Raw genomic sequence first — 18,877 nt, 5'->3', positions numbered from 1 at the left:
GAACTTAGTCTGCTGTATGGTCTTCAATTACCGACCAAATGGCCTCCGAGATGGACACCGGATCAGTGGAAGCGTCGATGATGTGGATGTTCTCTCCATCACCAAAGTGCTCAAAGGCCAAATGGAAACTCTCCCGAACGTGGGCCAGCTTCTCCTGCGTCTCGAATAATTCGGTGGCAGCTCCCCTTGCTTCAATACGCTCCATACTGATCGCTGGTTCCAGGTCAAGGAAGAAAGTAATGTCAGCAGGCAGCGTTCGTTTAGCCAGCATGTTCAGGGAGGCGATCCACCCGGGATCAGCAAACTCACTCTGGTAGGCCAGGCTACTGAAATAATACCGGCTGGCGATGACGTGATAGCCTTCGGCCAATTGGTGCAGCATACCCTCAGTAGGATGGTGCAGGTGCTCGATCCGGTCAGCCGCGAATAACGCCGCTACGGTTCTGGGATCAGCCTCAATTTCGTGTTGCAGAATGGAACGAATCAGTTTTCCGGTGGGTAATTCCGTCGGCTCTGCAGTCAGGTGACAGGCCTGCCCCATTCCCTGCAGGCGATCTCGCAACATGTCGATTTGGGTCGTTTTCCCGGAGCCATCCAGGCCTTCGATTACTATGAAAAGTGGATTCATTGGGGGTTAGTATTCAGGAGTTAGGGGACAGTTTTCAGGATTCAGGGAACAGGTCTCAGGATTCAGGTCTTAGTATTCCGGGTTTAGGACCGTAGAGGGCATCAAGATTTTATCCAGAATAATCCACCCTGCAACCTGCAACAAGAGCGAAGCGACCCTGCAACACCTGCAACCGGAGCGAAGCGACCCTGCAACCTGCAACCTGCAACAAGAGCGAAGCGACCCTGCAACCTGCAACCGGAACGAAGCGATCACTCCTCTTCAGGCGCAAAACGTGCCCGGCCGCTCCGATCCACCACGGTGGAACTAGCTTGCTGAGTACCCTGCAGTACCAGATCAAGCACATTGACGTGCCGTGGCTGGGTGATCATGAAACAGACGGCCTCTGCGACATCGGATGCGCGTAGTGGCTGGAAGTCTTCATAGATTTTGGCGCGCTCCGCGTCGCCGTCGTAGCGAACCAGAGAGAATTCCGTTTCCTCGACCATCGCCGGGCAGATCTGGCCGACACGAATACCGTACTTCACCAGGTCCAGTCGCGTAGCATGGGTCAGGGCATCAACGGCGTGTTTAGTGGCGCAGTAGACGTTTCCATTGGGGTAAACTTCCTTGCCCGCAGTACTGCAGACGTTGATGATGGTGCCCTCTTCCCGTTCCACCATCTTCGGGCTCACTTCTCGGGTGAGGTACAGCAGCCCCTTCAGGTTAACGTCGATCATTTCTTCCCAGTGCTCGATCTGTCCTTCATGGATGGGATCCACGCCTTTGGCTTTACCGGCGTTGTTGATCAACACATCGATAGTCGACCACTCCTCCGGGAGGCTGGAGATGGCACTGGCGACATCCTCGTAATTCCGGACGTCCAGTTCCAGCAGCAGTGTTTCCGTTTCGTGGACAAGGTCTAGTTCTTCCGCGAGGTCTTCGAGGCGTTCTTTACGACGGCCGATGAGGATCAGGCGATAGCCTTCTGCAGCCAGGCGACGGGCGGTAGCCCGGCCAATTCCAGCAGAGGCCCCTGAGATCAGGATTGTTTTTCCGGCACCTTTCAGAGGCGGGGGCGCAGGTTCAGGGTCCGGTTCCGGGGCAGCGTCCCGTTCGGCCATCATGGCTTCCAGACTGGCGATGTTGCGCTTCAGCGCAGCAAGAGCATCTTCTTCAGCCGGCGTTGCGGCGATCACTACGGGTGCCGCGGCCGCAAAGGCCCGTTGGTTCGCCTCAGTTTTAAACGCTGGGTTGAGGGAGCAGGCAACGCGGAAGTAGTTGCGGGCTTCGGCCAGGTCTCCACGTTCGTGTAACAGAACCGCCAACTCGTAGTGTGCAAAAGCGTGGCTGGGGTCAGCGGAGATTCCGGCGCGCAGCACTTTGATGGCCTTCTTGCGGCGACCGATGGGGCCGGCCAACAGCAGGGCGTAACGATAAAAGGCATCACCTACCGGGTGTTTATCCTTGGTCGCCCGACGAAGGTAGGCGGCGGCATCCAGATAATCCGCAGGGTAATGCTCTGCCAGGAAAGTCCCCAATTCGTAATTGAGGCCTGGGTAAAAAGGTTCGGCATCACTGAGGGCTTCCCAGTTTTCACGGGCAGCTTTCAGGTCTCCGGCGGCAAGGGCCAGTTCTCCGTTCAGGTACAAACCGTCCAGGTGATCGGGGTTCTTGTCCAGCAGCGCTTCCACCTCCCTTCGCGCAGCGGCGGTATCTTCCGTAGCGGTAGCCAGGAGGAGGGCGTAGTGATAATGAAGCTTGAGGTGATCGGGCAGGGCATCCCGGCCGGCATTCAGTAACTCCAGCCCGGCGGCGGAGTCTCCTTCATCATGCATTGACCAGGAACGCTCAATCCAGGTATTAACCTGTTCATCCGCCGTCATTTCCGGCATTTGGGCCGTCTGTTCGATTACTTCTTCTTGTGAATTTTCCAGCTCTACCTGAGAGGCTACGTCTTCTTTTTCCATTGGAATATCTTCGATTTCCGTTTCAACAACGGGGTCCGGGGCAGGATCAGCCTGCTCCTCTTCTACTTCTTCTTGCACCTGCGTTCCCGCCTGATCTTCTTCGGTATTGGTACTCAGCATTTCTAATCCCGGAATCCCAGAAAGGTCCATTGGTGCGGCACTTTCAAAATCTTTGAACTCCTCCCAAAGTCGTGGGCGTTCGGCAAAGATGAAAAGCTGGTGGTAATGGTCTCCGGCAAATTGTGCCTCCGTTAGCGACCAACTGTCTTTCAATAAATACAACAACTCCTCGGCATGAACGCTGGTTTCCCGGATTTTGCGGAGGTAGTGATTGAAAGCCTCCCCACCGGAAGACGAAAGTTCTTCAGCGTCGCGCCGAAGGTCAATGTAACGGTCCTGCCAATGGTTCACGTAGCGCATCACCTCGGCCAGATTAGACAAACTGGTTTGCTCCGTCTCCACCTCATCCGTCAGCTCATCGTAGTGATGTGACTTGATAAAAATAGGGAGTACCTCGCGCTTAGAGCCGAAGATTTCGTGCCCCCGAAGCATACAATTGGGGTTGGTCAGAAAATCATTACTGACCAGCACAATGATCGGAGCCGTGTAGTCTTTCAGCAAATCGGCCAGCACCGGTCCTTCGTTTGCTTTGCCCACCGTTACGTGGTCAAAACTTACATGACTCGACAAATCACCGGCGATGCGGTGAGCCGTAGTCTGATTGGCAGTGCTGTAGGCGATGGCGAGGGAGAGCATGAGCCGCAAGATATAAGGAAAATCGTTTGGCTGGTGGAACGACCTTAAAAAATTAAAAGGTTAGTTTGAGAAGGGAGGCTTGGGGAAGGGAAATTGTAGATTGGAGGATACTGAAGGACACGCAACTACAGGGTAGGTTTCCTGTAGGGGATGACATGGAAGGGAGTATCCTCACAGCCTCACAGGGCAGGTTTTTCACAGAGGGTTGCACGGAGGGAGGCACAGAGCCACACAGTATCAGAAAGGCAATTTAGCCAAATCCACATTCCCACCAGTGAGGATGATGCCGACGTTCTTCCCCGCAAATAACTCGGGATACCGGAGAACGGCAGCAAACGGTACGGCGCAGCTGGGTTCGATGATGATCTTCATCCGTTCCCAGATGTGGCGCATGGCGGTGACGATTTCTTCCTCGCTTACTACGAGAATTTTCGGTACCCGTTTGTGGATGATGGCGAAGGTTTTGGCGCCCAGGTTGGTCCTCAGTCCATCGGCGACCGTAAAATTTGTTTCGTTGTGTTCGATCTGGCCGCTGGCCAGCGAGCGGGCGGCATCGTCGACGTTCTCAGGTTCCGCGCCCCAGGCTTCGGCCTGTATGCTGAAATACCGGGCGGCGAGTGCCGTGCCAGACATTAGTCCGCCGCCACCCACCGGGCTGAGGATGATGTCGAGCACCTCTTTGGTGTCTTCGATCAACTCCATAGCGGAGGTTGCCTGCCCCGCCACAACGCCGTAATCATCAAACGGATGGATGAAGGCGGCACCAGTTTCGGCAACGACCTCCTCCAGAGCTTTTTGTCGATCAGCCGGCGTGTTGACGCAGAAGGTAACGCTGGCGCCATACCCTTCCACGGCAGCAATCTTGACCTTCGGCGCATCGTGTGGCATCACGATGTAAGCGGGTACGCCCAGGGTCTTCGCCGCCAGCGCTACCGCCTGGGCGTGGTTACCGCTACTGTGCGTAGAGAGGCCGCGGGCACGTTCCTCTTCCGTCAGTCGTAGCGCAGCGGAAGCTGCGCCCCGCATCTTAAAGGCACCGATCTTCTGAAAATTCTCACACTTGAAAATCAGCCGGGCGCCGGCCATGGCGTCGAGGCTCGCATTTCGCATGATCGGCGTTCGGTGAATAAACGGCTGAATGGCCTCATGGGTCAACAGGAGGTCGGCCTGGTTGGGGGCTTCGGTTAAGGGGTTGAGATTGATCATGGGCGGATAGCTGGGTTGAGGGGGGAAGATACGGCATCTGGGGAAACGCTTGCTTAACGAAAACGAGGGGCCGCATTTGATCCTACGGATCGGCACTTACCTCTCGCTACGCAAGACGGGCTGCCAGGCCTGCCCCTTCTCCACAAAGCTGGGAATCCCGTCCAGCGGCTATTTTTCCATCATCGCACAAACCCATACCCCCGCAGCCACTCCGTAGCCACCTCCAACCATTCCCGAACCGGTGTATCTATCTGCCTGGCGCTGCCAAAGCCATGGCCTCCGGCATGATAGACATGGAGGGATGCCGGAACGTCGTTTCCCACCAGTGCCCGGTAGTACCGGAGAGAATTCTCCACCGGAACGACCTTGTCAGTACCGGCGTGTACCAGGAAGGTTGGTGGTACATCGGCGTGTACCTGTGCCGGCAGATTGTAGTAATCCAGCAATTCAGGATCCCAGGGCTTTTCGCCAAGCAGGGAAACGATGGAGCCCTGGTGCGCCGCTTTGGTGTCTTCCATGATCAGCACCGGGTAGATGGGCATACTCAGGTCTGGCCGACTGGAGAAGGCAGCCGCGGCGGGAAAGGCAGTGCTGTCTGCCGCCAGCGGATGCACGGCCGCCGAAGCTGCCAAATGGCCGCCTGCGGAAAAGCCCATAACGGCAATTTGATTCCGGTTGATGCCAAGGGAATCGGCCAGCAGCCGGATGGTTTGAACACCGCGCCGGGCGTCGTCCAGGGCGACGTGGCTTTTGCAGGGTGCCAATTCTTTACGGGGCAACCGGTGTTTCAGAATAAAAACCTGCAGGCCCTCGGTCAGGAAGTGGTTAGCGATGTCGGCCCCTTCGTGACCCCAGGCCTCGATGGTGTAGCCGCCGCCGGGGATAATCATGATGGCGGCACCGGTAGCGATCTGTGGTACCGGGGCCAGGTGTTCCAGCAGGGGCGTGTGCACGCTGGTGATCATGCGGCCGATGTCTTTGCGCATCACCTCCTCGTCTTTCAGGTCATTGGCGCAGGGGATGCCTTCGGGGTAGAGGGGGATGATGGATTGGGCGGTGGCCGATAGGGAAATTGAAAACAAAAGGACAATTAATCGCAATGTCGTAGCCATATTGGAAGATTTAGGGAAAGATAGCGTACGTAAGCGTCGCAACTGCGGGATATTCATCACCACCCAGGATAATCGCAAGTTTTCTCGGCGGACGAGCTAGTGCGTCAAAATTGAAGTTGGTGCTAGTTAGAACGCCGGCAGCGCGGTGCTGGACGACCAGCTGAAAGCCGATCATAGCCTTAGCTACGTGAGGTTTTCAGCTGGGAAGTACAGTGCCTCGATGGCAAGTTATAACTGTGCCGAACTTTGATCTTGATGCACTAGCTTGCGAATGCCGGGCATCACCGACTGCTAGCCATCTCCTCTACCCTGCCCTTCCCCTCACCATCAACCGTGACGCGAAATAACTTACGGTAATCGTCTTCGTTGATGTCTTCGTAGCGAGACTCCCCAATCAAAGCATTAACCAGGCCGGGGATGGTGTTGGAATGCCCAACTACTAAAATTGTCTCCCCCCGGTGCTTCTTCAACCACTCAGTGGTCAGCTTCTCCGGGTTGGCACTGGCAGCGTATTTACGAACCGACAAACCGGTCGCAGCAGCCAGTGGCGAAGCCGTGGCCTGGGTTCGCCGGAAGTCCGTTGCGTAGACCGCCCTAACGTCCTTTTTCCGCAGCAGTTGCGCCAGCCGATTGGCACGGGCCACCCCGGCGGAGAGCAGGTCCGGATTGCTCCCGGTACCTTTTTCAGCGTGACGGGTCAGGTAAATAATTGTCTCAGCGGTATTATCGGATGCGTCGGAAGATGACGACCCCTCGCCACACGCAAGAAGTAGGAGAAGTATCGGAAGCAACAACAAGGAGAAGCGGATGGGCATGCTGGGAGTATTTACCAAAATAACGCCTTAAGGAGGTCATTTGCTCGGTAATCACTTGCTATCGCATAACCACTTTGACGGCCTCGCCTGAGGCGGAAAACCGAAGCCAGTAAACCCCGCTTTTTAACCCCTCCCTTTGCACCTGCGCACCGCCGCCCAAATGCTGAACTGTACGCACCAAACGGCCGTCTGAAGCATACAGGTTAATCGCCTGAGCTTTCGCAGCATAGATCGTGAATTCGTCCCCAACAGGATTGGGGTATACCTGGGAGTTTTGCCCCATGAACGATACAGAACGTACCGCGCTAAAGCCATAAATACCGTCCAGGTCAACCTGCCGCAGGCGGTAGAAAGACGCTCCCGCGAACGGCGCGATGTCCGTAAACTGGTAGGTACGAACTCCGGCAACGATGGCCGTAACGGCAGGTACTTCACCAAGTGACGTCCAGTTGCCTCCATCTTTACTGCGCTCCACCACGAAGAAATCGTTGTCTTGCTCCGAAGCAGTTTTCCAGTCGAGCCGCACCGTTTTTTCCTGTGCCGTAGCGGAGAAACTCAACCAAGTGACGGGCAGGGCACCGCAGGCGTCATTGTTGGCACAAAATTCATTGGTGAAAAATATCGAACTTCCAAATTCCGGTAAGCCAGTGTTATTGATAAAATCCACCGTGATCCCGCCTGAGCAGAATACAGAGTAGCCTACCGGATAGCAGCCAGAGAGGTTGTTAAACGCAACGGAATAAATCTGCAGCGTAGTGATATCGGCCACACCGGCGGGAAGCTCCCCCGTTAACTGGTTAGAGTTCAGGCTCAGTAATTCCAGCTGAGCCAGGTTCCCACCGTTCCAGCTATTGGGAATGGCCCCAGTCAGATCGTTGTTGGATACAATCAATTCCACAACGCCGGAGGGTTGCCCCAAAGCGGGCAGCGGGCCAATGAAGTCGTTGTACTGTAAAGCCAATCGGCGCAGGCTGGCACTTTCGCTGAAATCCGGGACGGTTCCCATCAGTTCATTGAATTCCAATTCAATCGTTTCCAAAAATCTGAGGGTAAAAAGACTGGCCGGCAAACCGCCCGTCAGACCGTTTCTCCCTAGCGACAGGACTTCGAGCCGGCCCAGTTCACTAATCTCAGCGGGGATGGGGCCGGCCAGGGCATTCTCCCGTAATTCCAGCCGCTGCACCCGGTCGCCAAGACAGGTAACGCCTACCCAATCGCAAACGTTACAATCCGTATCGGCCGCACCGTCAGCCCAACCGGAGTTGTCCGTCCAGTTCGGTCCATCGGTGGCGTTGTATAAAGCAATCAGGGCGTCGAAGTCGGGGGAACAAACGGGCTCACACCCTTCGCCGGTGGCACAGAAGATGTTGTTAAAAAAGTCGCTGCTACCACCATCAGGCAACTGGGCATTACCGGTAAAATCAGGGTTAGTACCGCACAGAATAGAAAAGCTGGCGGGGTAGCAACCTTCAAGGTCATTATTATCCAATCTGAAACTAAAAAACTGCCCATCCGGCCAAGATCCGAGTTCTTCCGGAAGCTCACCGATTAATCCGGCATTGCCCAAATCCAAATTGACCACCGAAGGGAGGTTGGTCGCATTATATCCCCGACCGGCAATACTGCCACCAAGTGGATTGCCATCAAGCGTCAGCGTAGAAAGGTTGGGGCAGCTACCAAAGGTGGGTAGCCCTCCCGTAAAATTGTTGCCCCGAAGAAAAATGGACACTATGTTAGGCAAACTCCCCGGGTCTGGTACCATACCACTGAGGTCATTGCGCTCCAATGCGATTACTTCCAGGTTAGGCATCGTCCAAAACGCTGCGGGGAGAGCACCGGTAATACCGTTATTCGTCAGGTTGAATGTTTTCAATTCCGTTAATAGATTTATTTCTGGCACCAGGTTCCCCGTCAGGCTACGACCGACAAGCTGGATAGCCGTTACCCGGTCGTTGGCGTCACAGGTGATGCCCGTCCAGTCGCAGGGCGCACAATCGGTACCTGCAGCACCTTCGGCCCAATTCGAAAGGGAAGTGTTTCCTTCGAATTGATTAAGCCCGTTGTACAAAGCCATCAAACCCGGAAAATCCGGATGACAGGGCCCACAAACCAGACTGGTAAACGTAGTAGCGCTGCCACCATCGGGCAACTGGGCGTTAGCCGAAAAGTCCGGGTCCGTGCCACAAAAGCTGGCATAACTGGCCGGGTAATCACCCTGGAGGTCGTTGTTAGCAACGGAGAAAGTTGCCAACTGACCATCCGGCCACTCCCCTAGCTCCGCGGGCAGAAAGCCCACCAGACTAGTGTTGCTAAGTAACAGCGTGGTCAGTAGCGGCATATTGGTGGGGTTGTAGCCCCGGTCTTCGATGACGTCCCCAAAAGGATTATCGCTCAGATTAATGGCCTCCATATTAGGACAGTTCCCAAATATGGGCAACGCGCCAAAGAAGTTATTTTGCTGTAGGAAAATCCGCTCCATCGTCTGCAAATTGCCTGCGTCCGGTAGTGGACCTCCAAGGTTGTTGCCGGGCAAACCGATAACCCTGAGGTTGGGCATATTCCAAAGTACGTCGGGGAAGTTCCCGCTGATATTGTTCGACGGCAGGTTAAGCGCTTCCAACGCTGTGAGTAGAGATATTTCTGGTACTAGTGACCCAGTAAGGCCAACCGAGACGAACGTCAGCTCCGTCACCCGGTCATTAGCATCACACGTCACGCCGTACCAGTTACATGGCTGGCAGTCGGTTCCCGCCGCTCCTTCGGCCCAGCCGGTAAAGGTGGGGTTGTTGTTGAGTTGGTTGAGGCCTTCATAAAAAGCCAGCAGCCCCGGCAAGTCGGGGTGACAGGGGCCACACTGCTCTCCGTCAACGCAGAAATTATTCTCGAAGAATTCAGTACTGCCGCCATCTGGCAGGTTCGGATTATTGTAAAAAAGTGCGGAAGAAAGGCCGCACAGCGCGGTGAAGCTTACCGGATAACAGCCGGTAAAATTATTGGTATGAAGGTTGATTTCCTGGAGGTTGGGAAACTCGGCCAGGGAAGTTCGTAGTGTTCCGGAGAGTTGGTTGCGGTCCAGGTAAAAGAACTCCATGGCGGGAAAGGCCTGCTCGTTGTAAGCCCCTGGAATCGATCCACTAAAGGCGTTGTCGTACAGGCTAAGGTGCGTCAGATCCGGCTTGTTTCCCAGAATCGGTAAGGCACCGGTGAAACCAGCACGGTGCAGGCGTAAGCGTTGGAGTTTGTCCAGTGCGATCAGGTTGGGCACGCCGCCGGTAAAGCTGTTGTTATTGAAACGCAGGTATTCCACTTCGGTCAGGTCGGCCAGCTCTGCGGGCAGGGTGCCGATCAGGTTATTATTGGGCAGCTCCAGGCGACGAACACGGCCGTTGACGTCGCAGGTAACACCGAACCAGGTGCAGTAGTCGCAGTCCGTCAGCCAGTTGGTATTGTCCGTCCAGTTATCGCCATTTGTGGCATTATAAATCGCCTCCAGGGCATTATAATCGGGCGTAGTACAGGGAGGAAAACAGACCTCCTCCACCCGTTCCAAGCTCGCGCAGGCTCCGGAATTACCGCTGATCGTGGCGGGGTTCCCTGCGCCCAGAGCGGCACAAATGGGGTCGATGGCGCAGTTGTTCAGGCTGGAGTTGCCAGTGATGGTGAGGGAGCTGATCGTTCCGATATTGTTCAGGGCGGTGAGGTCGGTAAGGTCCGGGTTATTCGTCAGGTTAACGGAAGCCATATTGCCCGTCAGACCGGAAAGTGGTGCGAGATTACTGATCTTCAAGGCGTTTGAACCGAAACCGGAACTGAGGATATTCAGGTCATTCAGTGGGATGAAGCTGGTCAGGCCGGGAAGGTTATCCAGGCTCAGGAAGCCACCTATTCGGTTAACGGAAAGACCTTCGGGGAAGCCGTTATTAACCAGGCGCGGACAGTTGGCAAGCGTAAAATTACCGCCTACCGTAGTGATATTTTCCAGGCCAATGATGTTCCGCACCGACAGGTTGTTGAGGAGTACGTCCCCCCCAACGTAGGTGAGTACCTCCAGGCCTTCGAGGTCCGTAATCGACTGGCCCTCGATCGTCAGGTTGCCGGTGATCAGTTGGGTGCAGTTTGGGTAGTTGAAGCGAAAGTCGGCAACGTCCTGATCCGTGTTGATGCGCAGGTTTAGGGGACATTGGGCGCGGGCGCTGGTGCAAAGGAAGGTTAACAGGCAAAGTAGGAAAAGCAAGAAAGCTGATTTCATGGTTGTAGGCTTTTGTGTTACCGCAAAGTTTGGGTAACAGCAGCCCACCTCTACTACCCGAACGGGTAGTTTGGCCGATGGCATCAGTTAATTGATTTTTGAAAAAAGGAAATAGCCTGGTGTGGCGTAAACTACCCGACCGGGTAGGAAACAACTGGTTCCTTATTAACCACTTTTGCACAGCGTATCTTCGTTCCGCGCCGCAACCACCTTCTTTATGCCCACCAGACCTCCCCGTATTCTTATTGTTGAAGATGAGGCCATCATTGCCACCGAGATCGAATTTTCCCTGCGGAAGCTCGGATACCAGATTGTCGGCAAGGCCAGAAACGGCGACAAAGCCCTTGACCTGCTGGCCTCCACCAAGCCGGACCTGGCACTGCTTGACATCGACATTCAGGGTACCCTGAGCGGCATCGACCTGGCGCGAATCATCCGCGACAAATACAACTATCCTTTTGTATTCCTGACGGCCTTCTCTGACCGGGCTACTCTGGAGCGCGTGAAGGACACCATGCCCTACGGCTACATTGTCAAACCCTTCAACGGCGGGGAACTTTTGACCACCATCGAACTGGCGCTGCACAAATACGCTGCTGAACAGGATGGCGGCTTCCCCCATTTGGCGGACATCAACCGTGAATTGCTTTCGAAACTCACGGAAAGGGAATACGAGATCCTGCGGCTCCTGGAAGAAGGCCTCAGCTACCGCGAAGCGGGAGAACGGCTGTTCATCAGTATCAATACGGTGAAGTACTTTCAGAAATCGATCTTTGTTAAGCTGGGCGTAAATTCCCGATTGGAGGCTTTGCGTGCGCTTAAGCGTTTTTAGCCTTTGCTGGCTTTCGATCCTCGTCCACAAGCAAGCTGACCCAAACCGTAAGGGTTTGAGGTGTAGCTGACCTGAGAGCAGCAGCGTTAGCAGGCGCTCGGCGCCACGGGATTTCCCAAACCACTTCGTGATATGTATATTAGTCCAACGAACACCCCTATGCGTACCTTTCTTACCCTGCTCCTGTTGAGCCTTCTTTGCACCAGCGGCCGCGCCCAAAAAACGTCTCCTGAGAGCCATCGTGCCGTCATCAAAGCAAACGAGCGCGACTCCCTTGTTTTTGAAGCATACGTCCAGTTGGTGGGCGAAAACGTCAGAAAGGACTCTTCCCTCGCCCTTGCTTACCTGGATACGCTCGGCACCCTGGCTGCTGCCAACGGCCAGCCCTACTACCGGGGCAAAGTAGCATACATGCGTGCCCAAAAGTCCCGTACCTGGCAACAATGGGATGCGGCGTTGGCTGCAACGGAGCAAGCCCGCGAGTATTTCCTGGAAGCCGGTAATCCCATCCAACTACACGAAGTAGATTATTTGGCGGGCCAGATCAACCTGCGAACGGGCCACAACGACCGGGCTTTCCGCTTCTACCAACAGTCGCTGGAATATGCACGGCAAGCAAAGAACCGTCTGGCGGAAGGCACCGCCCTTAACGCCATTGGCACCGCCCACCGCAGGGTAGGAAACCTGGAGGAAAGCATCCCTTACTATGAAGAGGCCATCGCCCTGTACTCCGAGATTGACCGGCCCTACGAAGGCGTTGTTGCCCTTACCAATCTCGCCATTGTCAAAAAAAGCCAGCAAAAAATTGAGGAGGCCAAGGCGCTTTATTTCCACAGTCTGGAGCTGACGGCCAAGCTGAAAGGCGATCAGCGCATCAGTCAGGAGGGCTATACTTATGCCAATCTCGCCCAGTTATTTAATGGCATCGAAGATGGCCAACAAGCCATGAAATATGGCCGGATGTCTTATGACCGCTTTACGCAAGTTGGCGGTCCGCGGGAACAAGCCGCTGCCCAATTACAGATTGCTACTGCACACGGTAGATTGGAACAGTACGAGGAAGCTTTACGTGCCTACCGCAAGGCGCGGGAAATCGGTAGTGCTTTCCCCGGCATCGTTCGGGTAACCACCAACGGAATTGCCACCGTATACCGGCATATTGGACCGCTTGACTCCACGGTTTATTACCTGGACCTGCTGGCGGAACAAAAGGAAGAGGCCGCAGAGAAAAACCGTACCGAGGCGATCGTTGAAATGGAAGCCCGGTACCAGAACGAGCAGAAACAAGCAGAAATCGACCGGCTGGCGTTAGAAGATGAGCTTAACCAGGCACAGATTAGCCAACAGCGATGGTTCCTCGCCGGAGGCCTGCTACTACTGGGGCTCCTGGGCAGTTTCATTTATTCGTTGGTGACCCAGCGACGGCGTATTCAGGCGCAGAACACGACCATTAACATTACCCTGCAGGAGAAAGAAACCCTGCTTAAGGAAATCCACCACCGGGTAAAAAACAACCTGCAGGTGGTCTCCAGCCTGCTTTCCCTGCAGGGAGAGTTCATCGACGACCCAGCGGCTCTTGACGCGATCAAAATGGGCCAGCAGCGGGTCCGCTCCATGGCCATCATCCACCAGCGCTTGTACCTGCGCGACGAGACATCTACCGCCATCAGCGCCCGTGAGTACCTCGACCAGCTGGTTAAGGAACTGCTCGGCACCCTCAACGTAAGCGGTGCCGCACTGCGGCTCGAAAAAAACATTGAGGACATTGACCTGGACATCGACCGACTAATCCCCCTGGGCCTCCTGGCCAACGAAGTGATCACCAACGCCATGAAGTACGCCTTTACCGGCCGTGAGACCGGTACGCTGACCGTCTCCTTCCGCCGCGTCGGGCCCAACCTCGAACTCCTGGTCGCCGACGACGGCCCCGGCCATGCGGCCAGCCTCACCCAACACCCGGAGTCTTTTGGGAACCTGCTCATTCAAACTTTTGCGGAGCAGCTGGACGGTAACCTGGAGATGAATGGAACGGATGGAACGGTGGTTCGGCTGGTGTTTCCGGGGTAGTTGGTGGGGGTGTTAGGGATGAGCTGGACTGGCCGGTCGTCTGACGAATAAACCATCTCTTAAAGCCCCCCAAAGCAGACGGATAAAGCCATCGGTACATACTCAAAAAGCGGCACCAAACAATGTCCGGTACCGCTTTTTGAAGCAAGTAAGCAGGCTAAAAACCTAGTTAGGCACCTTAACCAATTGCCCGTTCACGGACTCCAACACAAACGCTCCGGAGTAGCCCGAAGACTGCGCACGCGCCTGAACGCTGCGGGCTTCCTGCAGGGAATTGAGGTTACCGATCATGAACAGGGTAAGGGTACCACGCATGGTGGTCTCTACCGTACCCAACTGGCCAGCTTTGTTCCGGTCGAAGTTCTCCGGCTTACCGAAGGCACCGAGCTGAACTTTATAACGGCCAAAGCTGCCGGGATTTGTGGGGGTCACCGGATTGGTAGTGGGTGGGGCATAACCGCCACCGCCGCCACCAGCGACCGGGAAAGCAGAATCTCCGCTGTCGGCAACAACAAAAGCACCAGCAAAATCAGTCTTAGCTTCTGCGGCTGCAGCCTCAGCCTGGGCGCGGGTAGCGAAAACACCAAGACGTACCTTGTAGGCACTGCCGGCATTTACGGAGTAGACGCGGCCGAGGTCCTTCACATTGTCGAATTTGCTGAGGTCCGGCTGCTTGGCGAGGCTCGCCAGCTGTACGGAAAAGCCCTGCAACTGGGTGTAGGAAATATCTCCGTCGTTGTTTACCGGAGGCGTGCCGGTAGGCAGCAGGGTCATGTTGCCCAGGATATTGGGATCGCTGCCGTCATTGTTGGTAACGGGAAACCGTACCGTTTCGTAGCCGAAGGCAGAAATCGATACGTCGTAAGTATTGTAAGGCGCCAGTTCCATCAGGTAGGCACCATTAGCGCTCGTGGCGAGCGTGGCAGACTGTCCCGTCGTACGCTGAACGATTTGGACGGTGGCCTGAGGCACACCATAACCCGTCCGTGCGTCGGTTACGTAACCACGGTAAGTACCGGGAGGCGTTGGGCTGGTATTATCGGGCAACGGTCCTCCGGGACCTGAAGCCGGGTTTAGGGAAACCCGAACGATGTTCTGGGCATCAGGTTGCAGGCTCTGCAGCGGAACGCGTACGGCCTGGAAGCCATTGGCCCCAATCACGATCTCACAGTTCAGACCTTCCGTAGATTGAAGGATGTACCGGCCACCAGTATCGGTGGCGTACACCTGACCACCACAAGAGGTGAAGTCAATTGCCGCATTGGCAATCACCCGGCCGTCCTGAGCAGACTGGACCATCAATATTTTATTCACGTTGACACGACTGACGCGGTAAACGTCTTCCTGGCCATTGCCGCCGATGCGGTTAGACACCATGTAGCCGCTGCTGGTTACGGGATCATAAACGAAGCCCATGTCGTCGCGCTCAGAGTTAATGCCGCTGCCCATGTGGTACAGGGTCGATGGACGACCATTCACCACCTCAGCGCGGAATACGTCGTAAGAACCAAGGCCGTGGTGCCAGTTGGAAGAGAAGAACAGGCTGGCACCGTCGAAGAACGGTGTTACTTCATCACCAACGGAGTTGACGACCGTACCCAGGTTTTCCGGGACCGCTTCCCAGCTTTGTCCCTGGCGGTTCACCCGGTAAATGTCGTAGCCACCGTAGCCTTCCGGCCGGTTACTGGAGAAGTAGATCGTGTTACCGTCGGCAGAAAACGTACCAAAACCGGAGCTGATGTCGGTTCCGTTAAAGGGCAAGGGGCGAACGTTCACCCACTGCTGCTCGGCGTTGATGTCGGCAATCATCAGGTTCATGCTGATGCCGGCTTCAGGTACCATCCGGGTGCCGGTGGTGAAGTTGTTGCGGGTGAAGATCACCTGACGGCCGTCGGGAGAATAGCTTACCGGGCCTACATTTCCAGCGGCTTCGGTATAGCCGGTGCGGAGTTCGAAGGCCTGCTGGAGGCTGCCATCGGGGCCAACTGCGGCGACGTAGGGCTTGTTTTTCGCTTGTCCGTCAAAGTTACCGCCGGCGGTACGCGCAGAGTTGAAGACCAGTTCGGTAGGCGTTACCATGGTGGGGCCGAAGTCAGCTACCGGAGAGTTGGCAGAAATGGGTCGGACCGTAAAACCACCGTCGGCATTGGCCTGAGCAATTGCAAAATCACAGCTTTGGGCAAAGTGGTTGCCCACTACGGCGTCATGATCCCGGGCGTAGAGTAAATACCATTGTTTGGCTTCATCATAGCGCCCCAGCGACTTGAGTACGTGGGCATGTTCAAGAAGTGTCTCCTTAGTCACACGCTTTTCGCGTGTAGCTTGCTGATAGTAACCGTGGGCCGTTTGCATCTGGTTCAGCATGCGGTAAGAATCGGCGATCCGGCTGAGCGCTTCTACGTCAGAAGGACGGCGTGCCAGGGCCTTCTTATAAGATTCAATGGCCAGGTTAAAGGCCTTAAGCTCGTATTCCTTATTGGCGGTTCGCATTTCACTGCGAAACTGCGCGTTAACGGGAAAAGCAACGGCCAGAAGTAACAGGACGAAGCAAAATTGCAGAAGATTTTTCATCTTGAGTGTTTAGGTAATCAGTAGTGGTGAAAGCGCTCTCTTTAAAGGAAGGCTGGTCTTGGTTTCCGACGAATCAGCTGGATTCATTCGGGAGTTAAACATAACAAAATTAACTATGTTCGGAGGACTTTTGGTGTCTTTAGGTGGAAAATGCCGGTAGGAAGGGTTGATTCTATGTTTTTTTGGGCGCGGACGCGGGTGCAGAGGCGAGAATTAGTGTTTAGGTGATAGAGGAAGGGCCTATGCACAAATCACAAGTAAATACTATGGGACTGTAAAAGCGAGTCCCTATTACAAATCAACAATAGTAACCCCATCTCCCCCCGCTTCTCTGGGCGGCGTTGTCAGCGTAAATCGGTGGTTGTACTCCGCCAGTTTCTGGCGGACGGCCCGCTTCAGGGTCCCCGTTCCCTTTCCGTGTACGATGCGGAGTTGGCTGGCGTTGGCGATCAGCGCCTGATCGACAAAAGCTTCCATAGTAGCCAGTACTTCTTCGAATCGCATGCCACGAACGTCAAGCTTATTACTGAAGGTGGAAGTAGCACTAAGGTTGCTGCTCACACTTTTTTGCCGGCGAATGGTCAGCGGAGCATTGGCCAACTCGAGGTCACGTAGTTTGACCTCCAGGCGGAGATCACCGACGATGATCGTGGCGCGTTTTTTATTGATGGTTTCCACCTCGCCAGTAGCGCCTCCGGCGCGCAGCTTCACGTGGCTGCCTACCTTGATGGGCTCCTCTTCCCCACCCTTCAACGGAGCGTAGTAAATGTCTTCGACCAACTCCGTCACCTGCTCCGCTATTTCGGTACGCTTGGTGCGCAGCTCCTTCGCCTTTTCTTTGGCTTCGTCCAGCTTTTTCTCTTCCCGGAGATCCCTGATCAGGTTCTCCATCTCCTTATTGTACTTCGCTGTTTCTTCCAGGGCCGATTCCTTGGCCTCCAACTTGAGTCGCTTGCGGCGGACCTCCATATCCTTACGCAGTTCTTCGTAGGTCCGGGTCAGCGCATCCAGTGTTTTCTGCTTACCCTCCAGCGAGCGCAGCTTTTCTTCCGACTCCGCCTTCTCGCGCTGCAAGTCGACCAAAAGCTGATCGACGGCACGTTCGTTCTTACCGGCGCGGCGACGTGCATATTCCATCACCCGTTTCGGCAACCCTGATTTAGTGGCAATCTCGAAGGCGTAGCTGGAGCCAGGCTTACCAATCTTCAGTTCGTAGGTTGGGTCCAGCGTCTCCGTATCAAAATGCATACCGCCGTTCACGATTCCCTTGGTCTTGTAGGCGTAGATTTTCAGGTTGGAATAGTGGGTGGTGATCAGGCCGAACACTTTGCGGTAGTTCAGTCCGTCGAGCACCCCCTCGGCGATTGCCCCGCCGGAGGCGGGGTCCGTGCCAGAGCCAAATTCGTCGATCAAGACTAAAGTTGACTCGTCAGCCGCCTTCAGGAAAGCCTTCGCATTTTTGAGGCGGGAACTGTAGGTAGACAGGTCATCTTCGATGCTTTGTTGGTCACCGATGTCAGCAAACAACTGCTTGAAGACACCCATTTCCGATTCTTTGTCAACCGTAACCAACATGCCGCACTGCAGCATCAGCTGGGTGAGGCCGACCGTTTTCATGGTAATCGACTTACCGCCTGCATTGGGACCGGATAACATCAGGATACGGTTCTTGCCGGTCAGCTTCAGGTCAAAGGGGACCGTTTTCTTGCCGTAGGGTTTGTTCTTCAGGTAAAGCAGCGGGTGCCGTCCTTCGACAATGCCAAGCGTTGGCCGGTGGTCTACTTTTGGTCGTTCTGCCTTCAACTGGCGGGCCAGTACGGATTTTGCCTGCACGACATCGAGGTAGGCGATCAGGTCACGATAATCCCGGATGTGCTCCACGTAGGGGCGCAACGTAGCGGAGAGCTCGCGGAGAATGCGGTAGATTTCCCGCTTCTCTTCCTGCTGAAAGTCAAAGATGTCGTTGTTGATGCCGATTACGGCATCCGGCTCAATAAAGGCCGTTTTACCGGTAGCAGACTCATCATGGATAATGCCCCGGATTTTACGTTTGTGCTCGCTCGGTACGGAGAGCACCCTACGGCCGTTCCGCATACTTTCCACCGTATCACTCAGGAAACCCGCCCGCCGGTATTTCTCGATCACCTGGCGAAAGGTCTTTTCTACTTCCCGTTGTTTGCTGCCAATCAGCCGTCTGATTCTCGACAGTTCGTCGGAGGCATCCGAACGGATGACGCCTTCGGCGTCGATCACCCGCTCTATTTCATTAGAGAGTTCCTGCTCGTAGTGCAGTTCCCGGATCAGGCCGAATAGGTGCTCGTAGGTGGATTTGCGGCTCTCCGTTTTGAAAAATCCGAAGATACCTTTGGCCAGTAACAGCAGTACATTGAGCTTGGCCAGGCCGGATTCGCTGAGGACGTAGCCCTCAATTTGCAACATTCGGAGTTCCTCAGAAATATCGTCGTATGCGCCAATGGAGAACATATTTTTCTCATCGGTGCCCTGCTTGAATTCGGCAACTTCGTCGAGCCAACGATTGATTTGGTGTACGCCAGTGGACGGTTTCATCTCGCGCACCATCTCCCGGCTCATTTCACCGTTGCATTTTTCTTCCAGGAGGATAAGGACCTTGTCGAATTCCAGTTTCTCGTAGGTGTCCCGGGGTTGTAAATTCATGGTTGATTTCGTGGTA

The 18,877-nt window shown here is 55.0% G+C and carries 10 protein-coding genes; 2 read left to right on the top strand and 8 right to left on the bottom strand.

The features are described from left to right. Positions 1-4: 4 nt before the first annotated feature. The 6 genes from tmk to B036_RS29725 form a co-directional block, all read right to left on the bottom strand. The gene (gene tmk / locus B036_RS0116395) at positions 5-628 is read right to left on the bottom strand and encodes a dTMP kinase (protein ID WP_020569817.1); all 624 of its coding nucleotides are present in this window, start codon (positions 626-628) and stop codon (positions 5-7) included. Positions 629-879: 251 nt separating this feature from the next. Continuing rightward, positions 880-3,333, bottom strand: coding sequence for an SDR family NAD(P)-dependent oxidoreductase (locus tag B036_RS34150; protein WP_020569816.1), 2,454 nt, complete (start codon positions 3,331-3,333; stop codon positions 880-882). A 237-nt stretch (positions 3,334-3,570) separates the two neighbouring features. Continuing rightward, complete coding sequence (locus B036_RS0116380) at positions 3,571-4,539, bottom strand: threonine/serine dehydratase (protein WP_020569815.1); 969 nt, start codon at positions 4,537-4,539, stop codon at positions 3,571-3,573. Positions 4,540-4,718: 179 nt separating this feature from the next. Beyond that, positions 4,719-5,651, bottom strand: coding sequence for an alpha/beta hydrolase (locus B036_RS29735; RefSeq protein WP_044102976.1), 933 nt, complete (start codon positions 5,649-5,651; stop codon positions 4,719-4,721). A gap of 281 nt (positions 5,652-5,932) precedes the next feature. Further along, entirely contained in the window at positions 5,933-6,466 is a 534-nt protein-coding gene (locus tag B036_RS29730; protein ID WP_044102974.1) for a SixA phosphatase family protein, read from the bottom strand. Positions 6,467-6,524: 58 nt separating this feature from the next. After that, positions 6,525-10,715, bottom strand: coding sequence for a T9SS type A sorting domain-containing protein (locus B036_RS29725; RefSeq protein WP_020569811.1), 4,191 nt, complete (start codon positions 10,713-10,715; stop codon positions 6,525-6,527). Between the two features lie 217 nt (positions 10,716-10,932). Between B036_RS29725 and B036_RS0116355 the strand changes: the two genes are divergently transcribed. Next, complete coding sequence (locus tag B036_RS0116355; RefSeq protein ID WP_020569810.1) at positions 10,933-11,547, top strand: response regulator transcription factor; 615 nt, start codon at positions 10,933-10,935, stop codon at positions 11,545-11,547. 159 nt (positions 11,548-11,706) lie between these two features. Next, positions 11,707-13,614, top strand: a complete 1,908-nt coding sequence (locus B036_RS32260; protein ID WP_020569809.1) for a sensor histidine kinase — start codon at positions 11,707-11,709, stop codon at positions 13,612-13,614. A gap of 165 nt (positions 13,615-13,779) precedes the next feature. Here the strand turns inward: B036_RS32260 and B036_RS0116345 are convergent, their stop codons facing one another. After that, positions 13,780-16,185, bottom strand: coding sequence for a carboxypeptidase regulatory-like domain-containing protein (locus tag B036_RS0116345; RefSeq protein ID WP_020569808.1), 2,406 nt, complete (start codon positions 16,183-16,185; stop codon positions 13,780-13,782). Between the two features lie 291 nt (positions 16,186-16,476). Then, complete coding sequence (locus tag B036_RS0116340; protein WP_026232052.1) at positions 16,477-18,861, bottom strand: endonuclease MutS2; 2,385 nt, start codon at positions 18,859-18,861, stop codon at positions 16,477-16,479. Between the last annotated feature and the right edge of the window lie 16 nt (positions 18,862-18,877).

The sequence above is a fragment of the Neolewinella persica DSM 23188 genome (assembly GCF_000373105.1).
Classification (GTDB): Bacteria; Bacteroidota; Bacteroidia; order Chitinophagales; family Saprospiraceae; genus Neolewinella; species Neolewinella persica.
Note: the sequence above shows the minus strand (reverse complement) of the source record. Positions and strands in the feature narration are given on the sequence as shown.

Coding starts and splice junctions, on each gene's coding strand:
- tmk (WP_020569817.1), bottom strand. CDS start 628: ATGAATCCACTTTTCATAGTAATCGAAGGCCTGGATGGCTCCGGGAAA.
- B036_RS34150 (WP_020569816.1), bottom strand. CDS start 3,333: ATGCTCTCCCTCGCCATCGCCTACAGCACTGCCAATCAGACTACGGCT.
- B036_RS0116380 (WP_020569815.1), bottom strand. CDS start 4,539: ATGATCAATCTCAACCCCTTAACCGAAGCCCCCAACCAGGCCGACCTC.
- B036_RS29735 (WP_044102976.1), bottom strand. CDS start 5,651: ATGGCTACGACATTGCGATTAATTGTCCTTTTGTTTTCAATTTCCCTA.
- B036_RS29730 (WP_044102974.1), bottom strand. CDS start 6,466: ATGCCCATCCGCTTCTCCTTGTTGTTGCTTCCGATACTTCTCCTACTT.
- B036_RS29725 (WP_020569811.1), bottom strand. CDS start 10,715: ATGAAATCAGCTTTCTTGCTTTTCCTACTTTGCCTGTTAACCTTCCTT.
- B036_RS0116355 (WP_020569810.1), top strand. CDS start 10,933: ATGCCCACCAGACCTCCCCGTATTCTTATTGTTGAAGATGAGGCCATC.
- B036_RS32260 (WP_020569809.1), top strand. CDS start 11,707: ATGCGTACCTTTCTTACCCTGCTCCTGTTGAGCCTTCTTTGCACCAGC.
- B036_RS0116345 (WP_020569808.1), bottom strand. CDS start 16,185: ATGAAAAATCTTCTGCAATTTTGCTTCGTCCTGTTACTTCTGGCCGTT.
- B036_RS0116340 (WP_026232052.1), bottom strand. CDS start 18,861: ATGAATTTACAACCCCGGGACACCTACGAGAAACTGGAATTCGACAAG.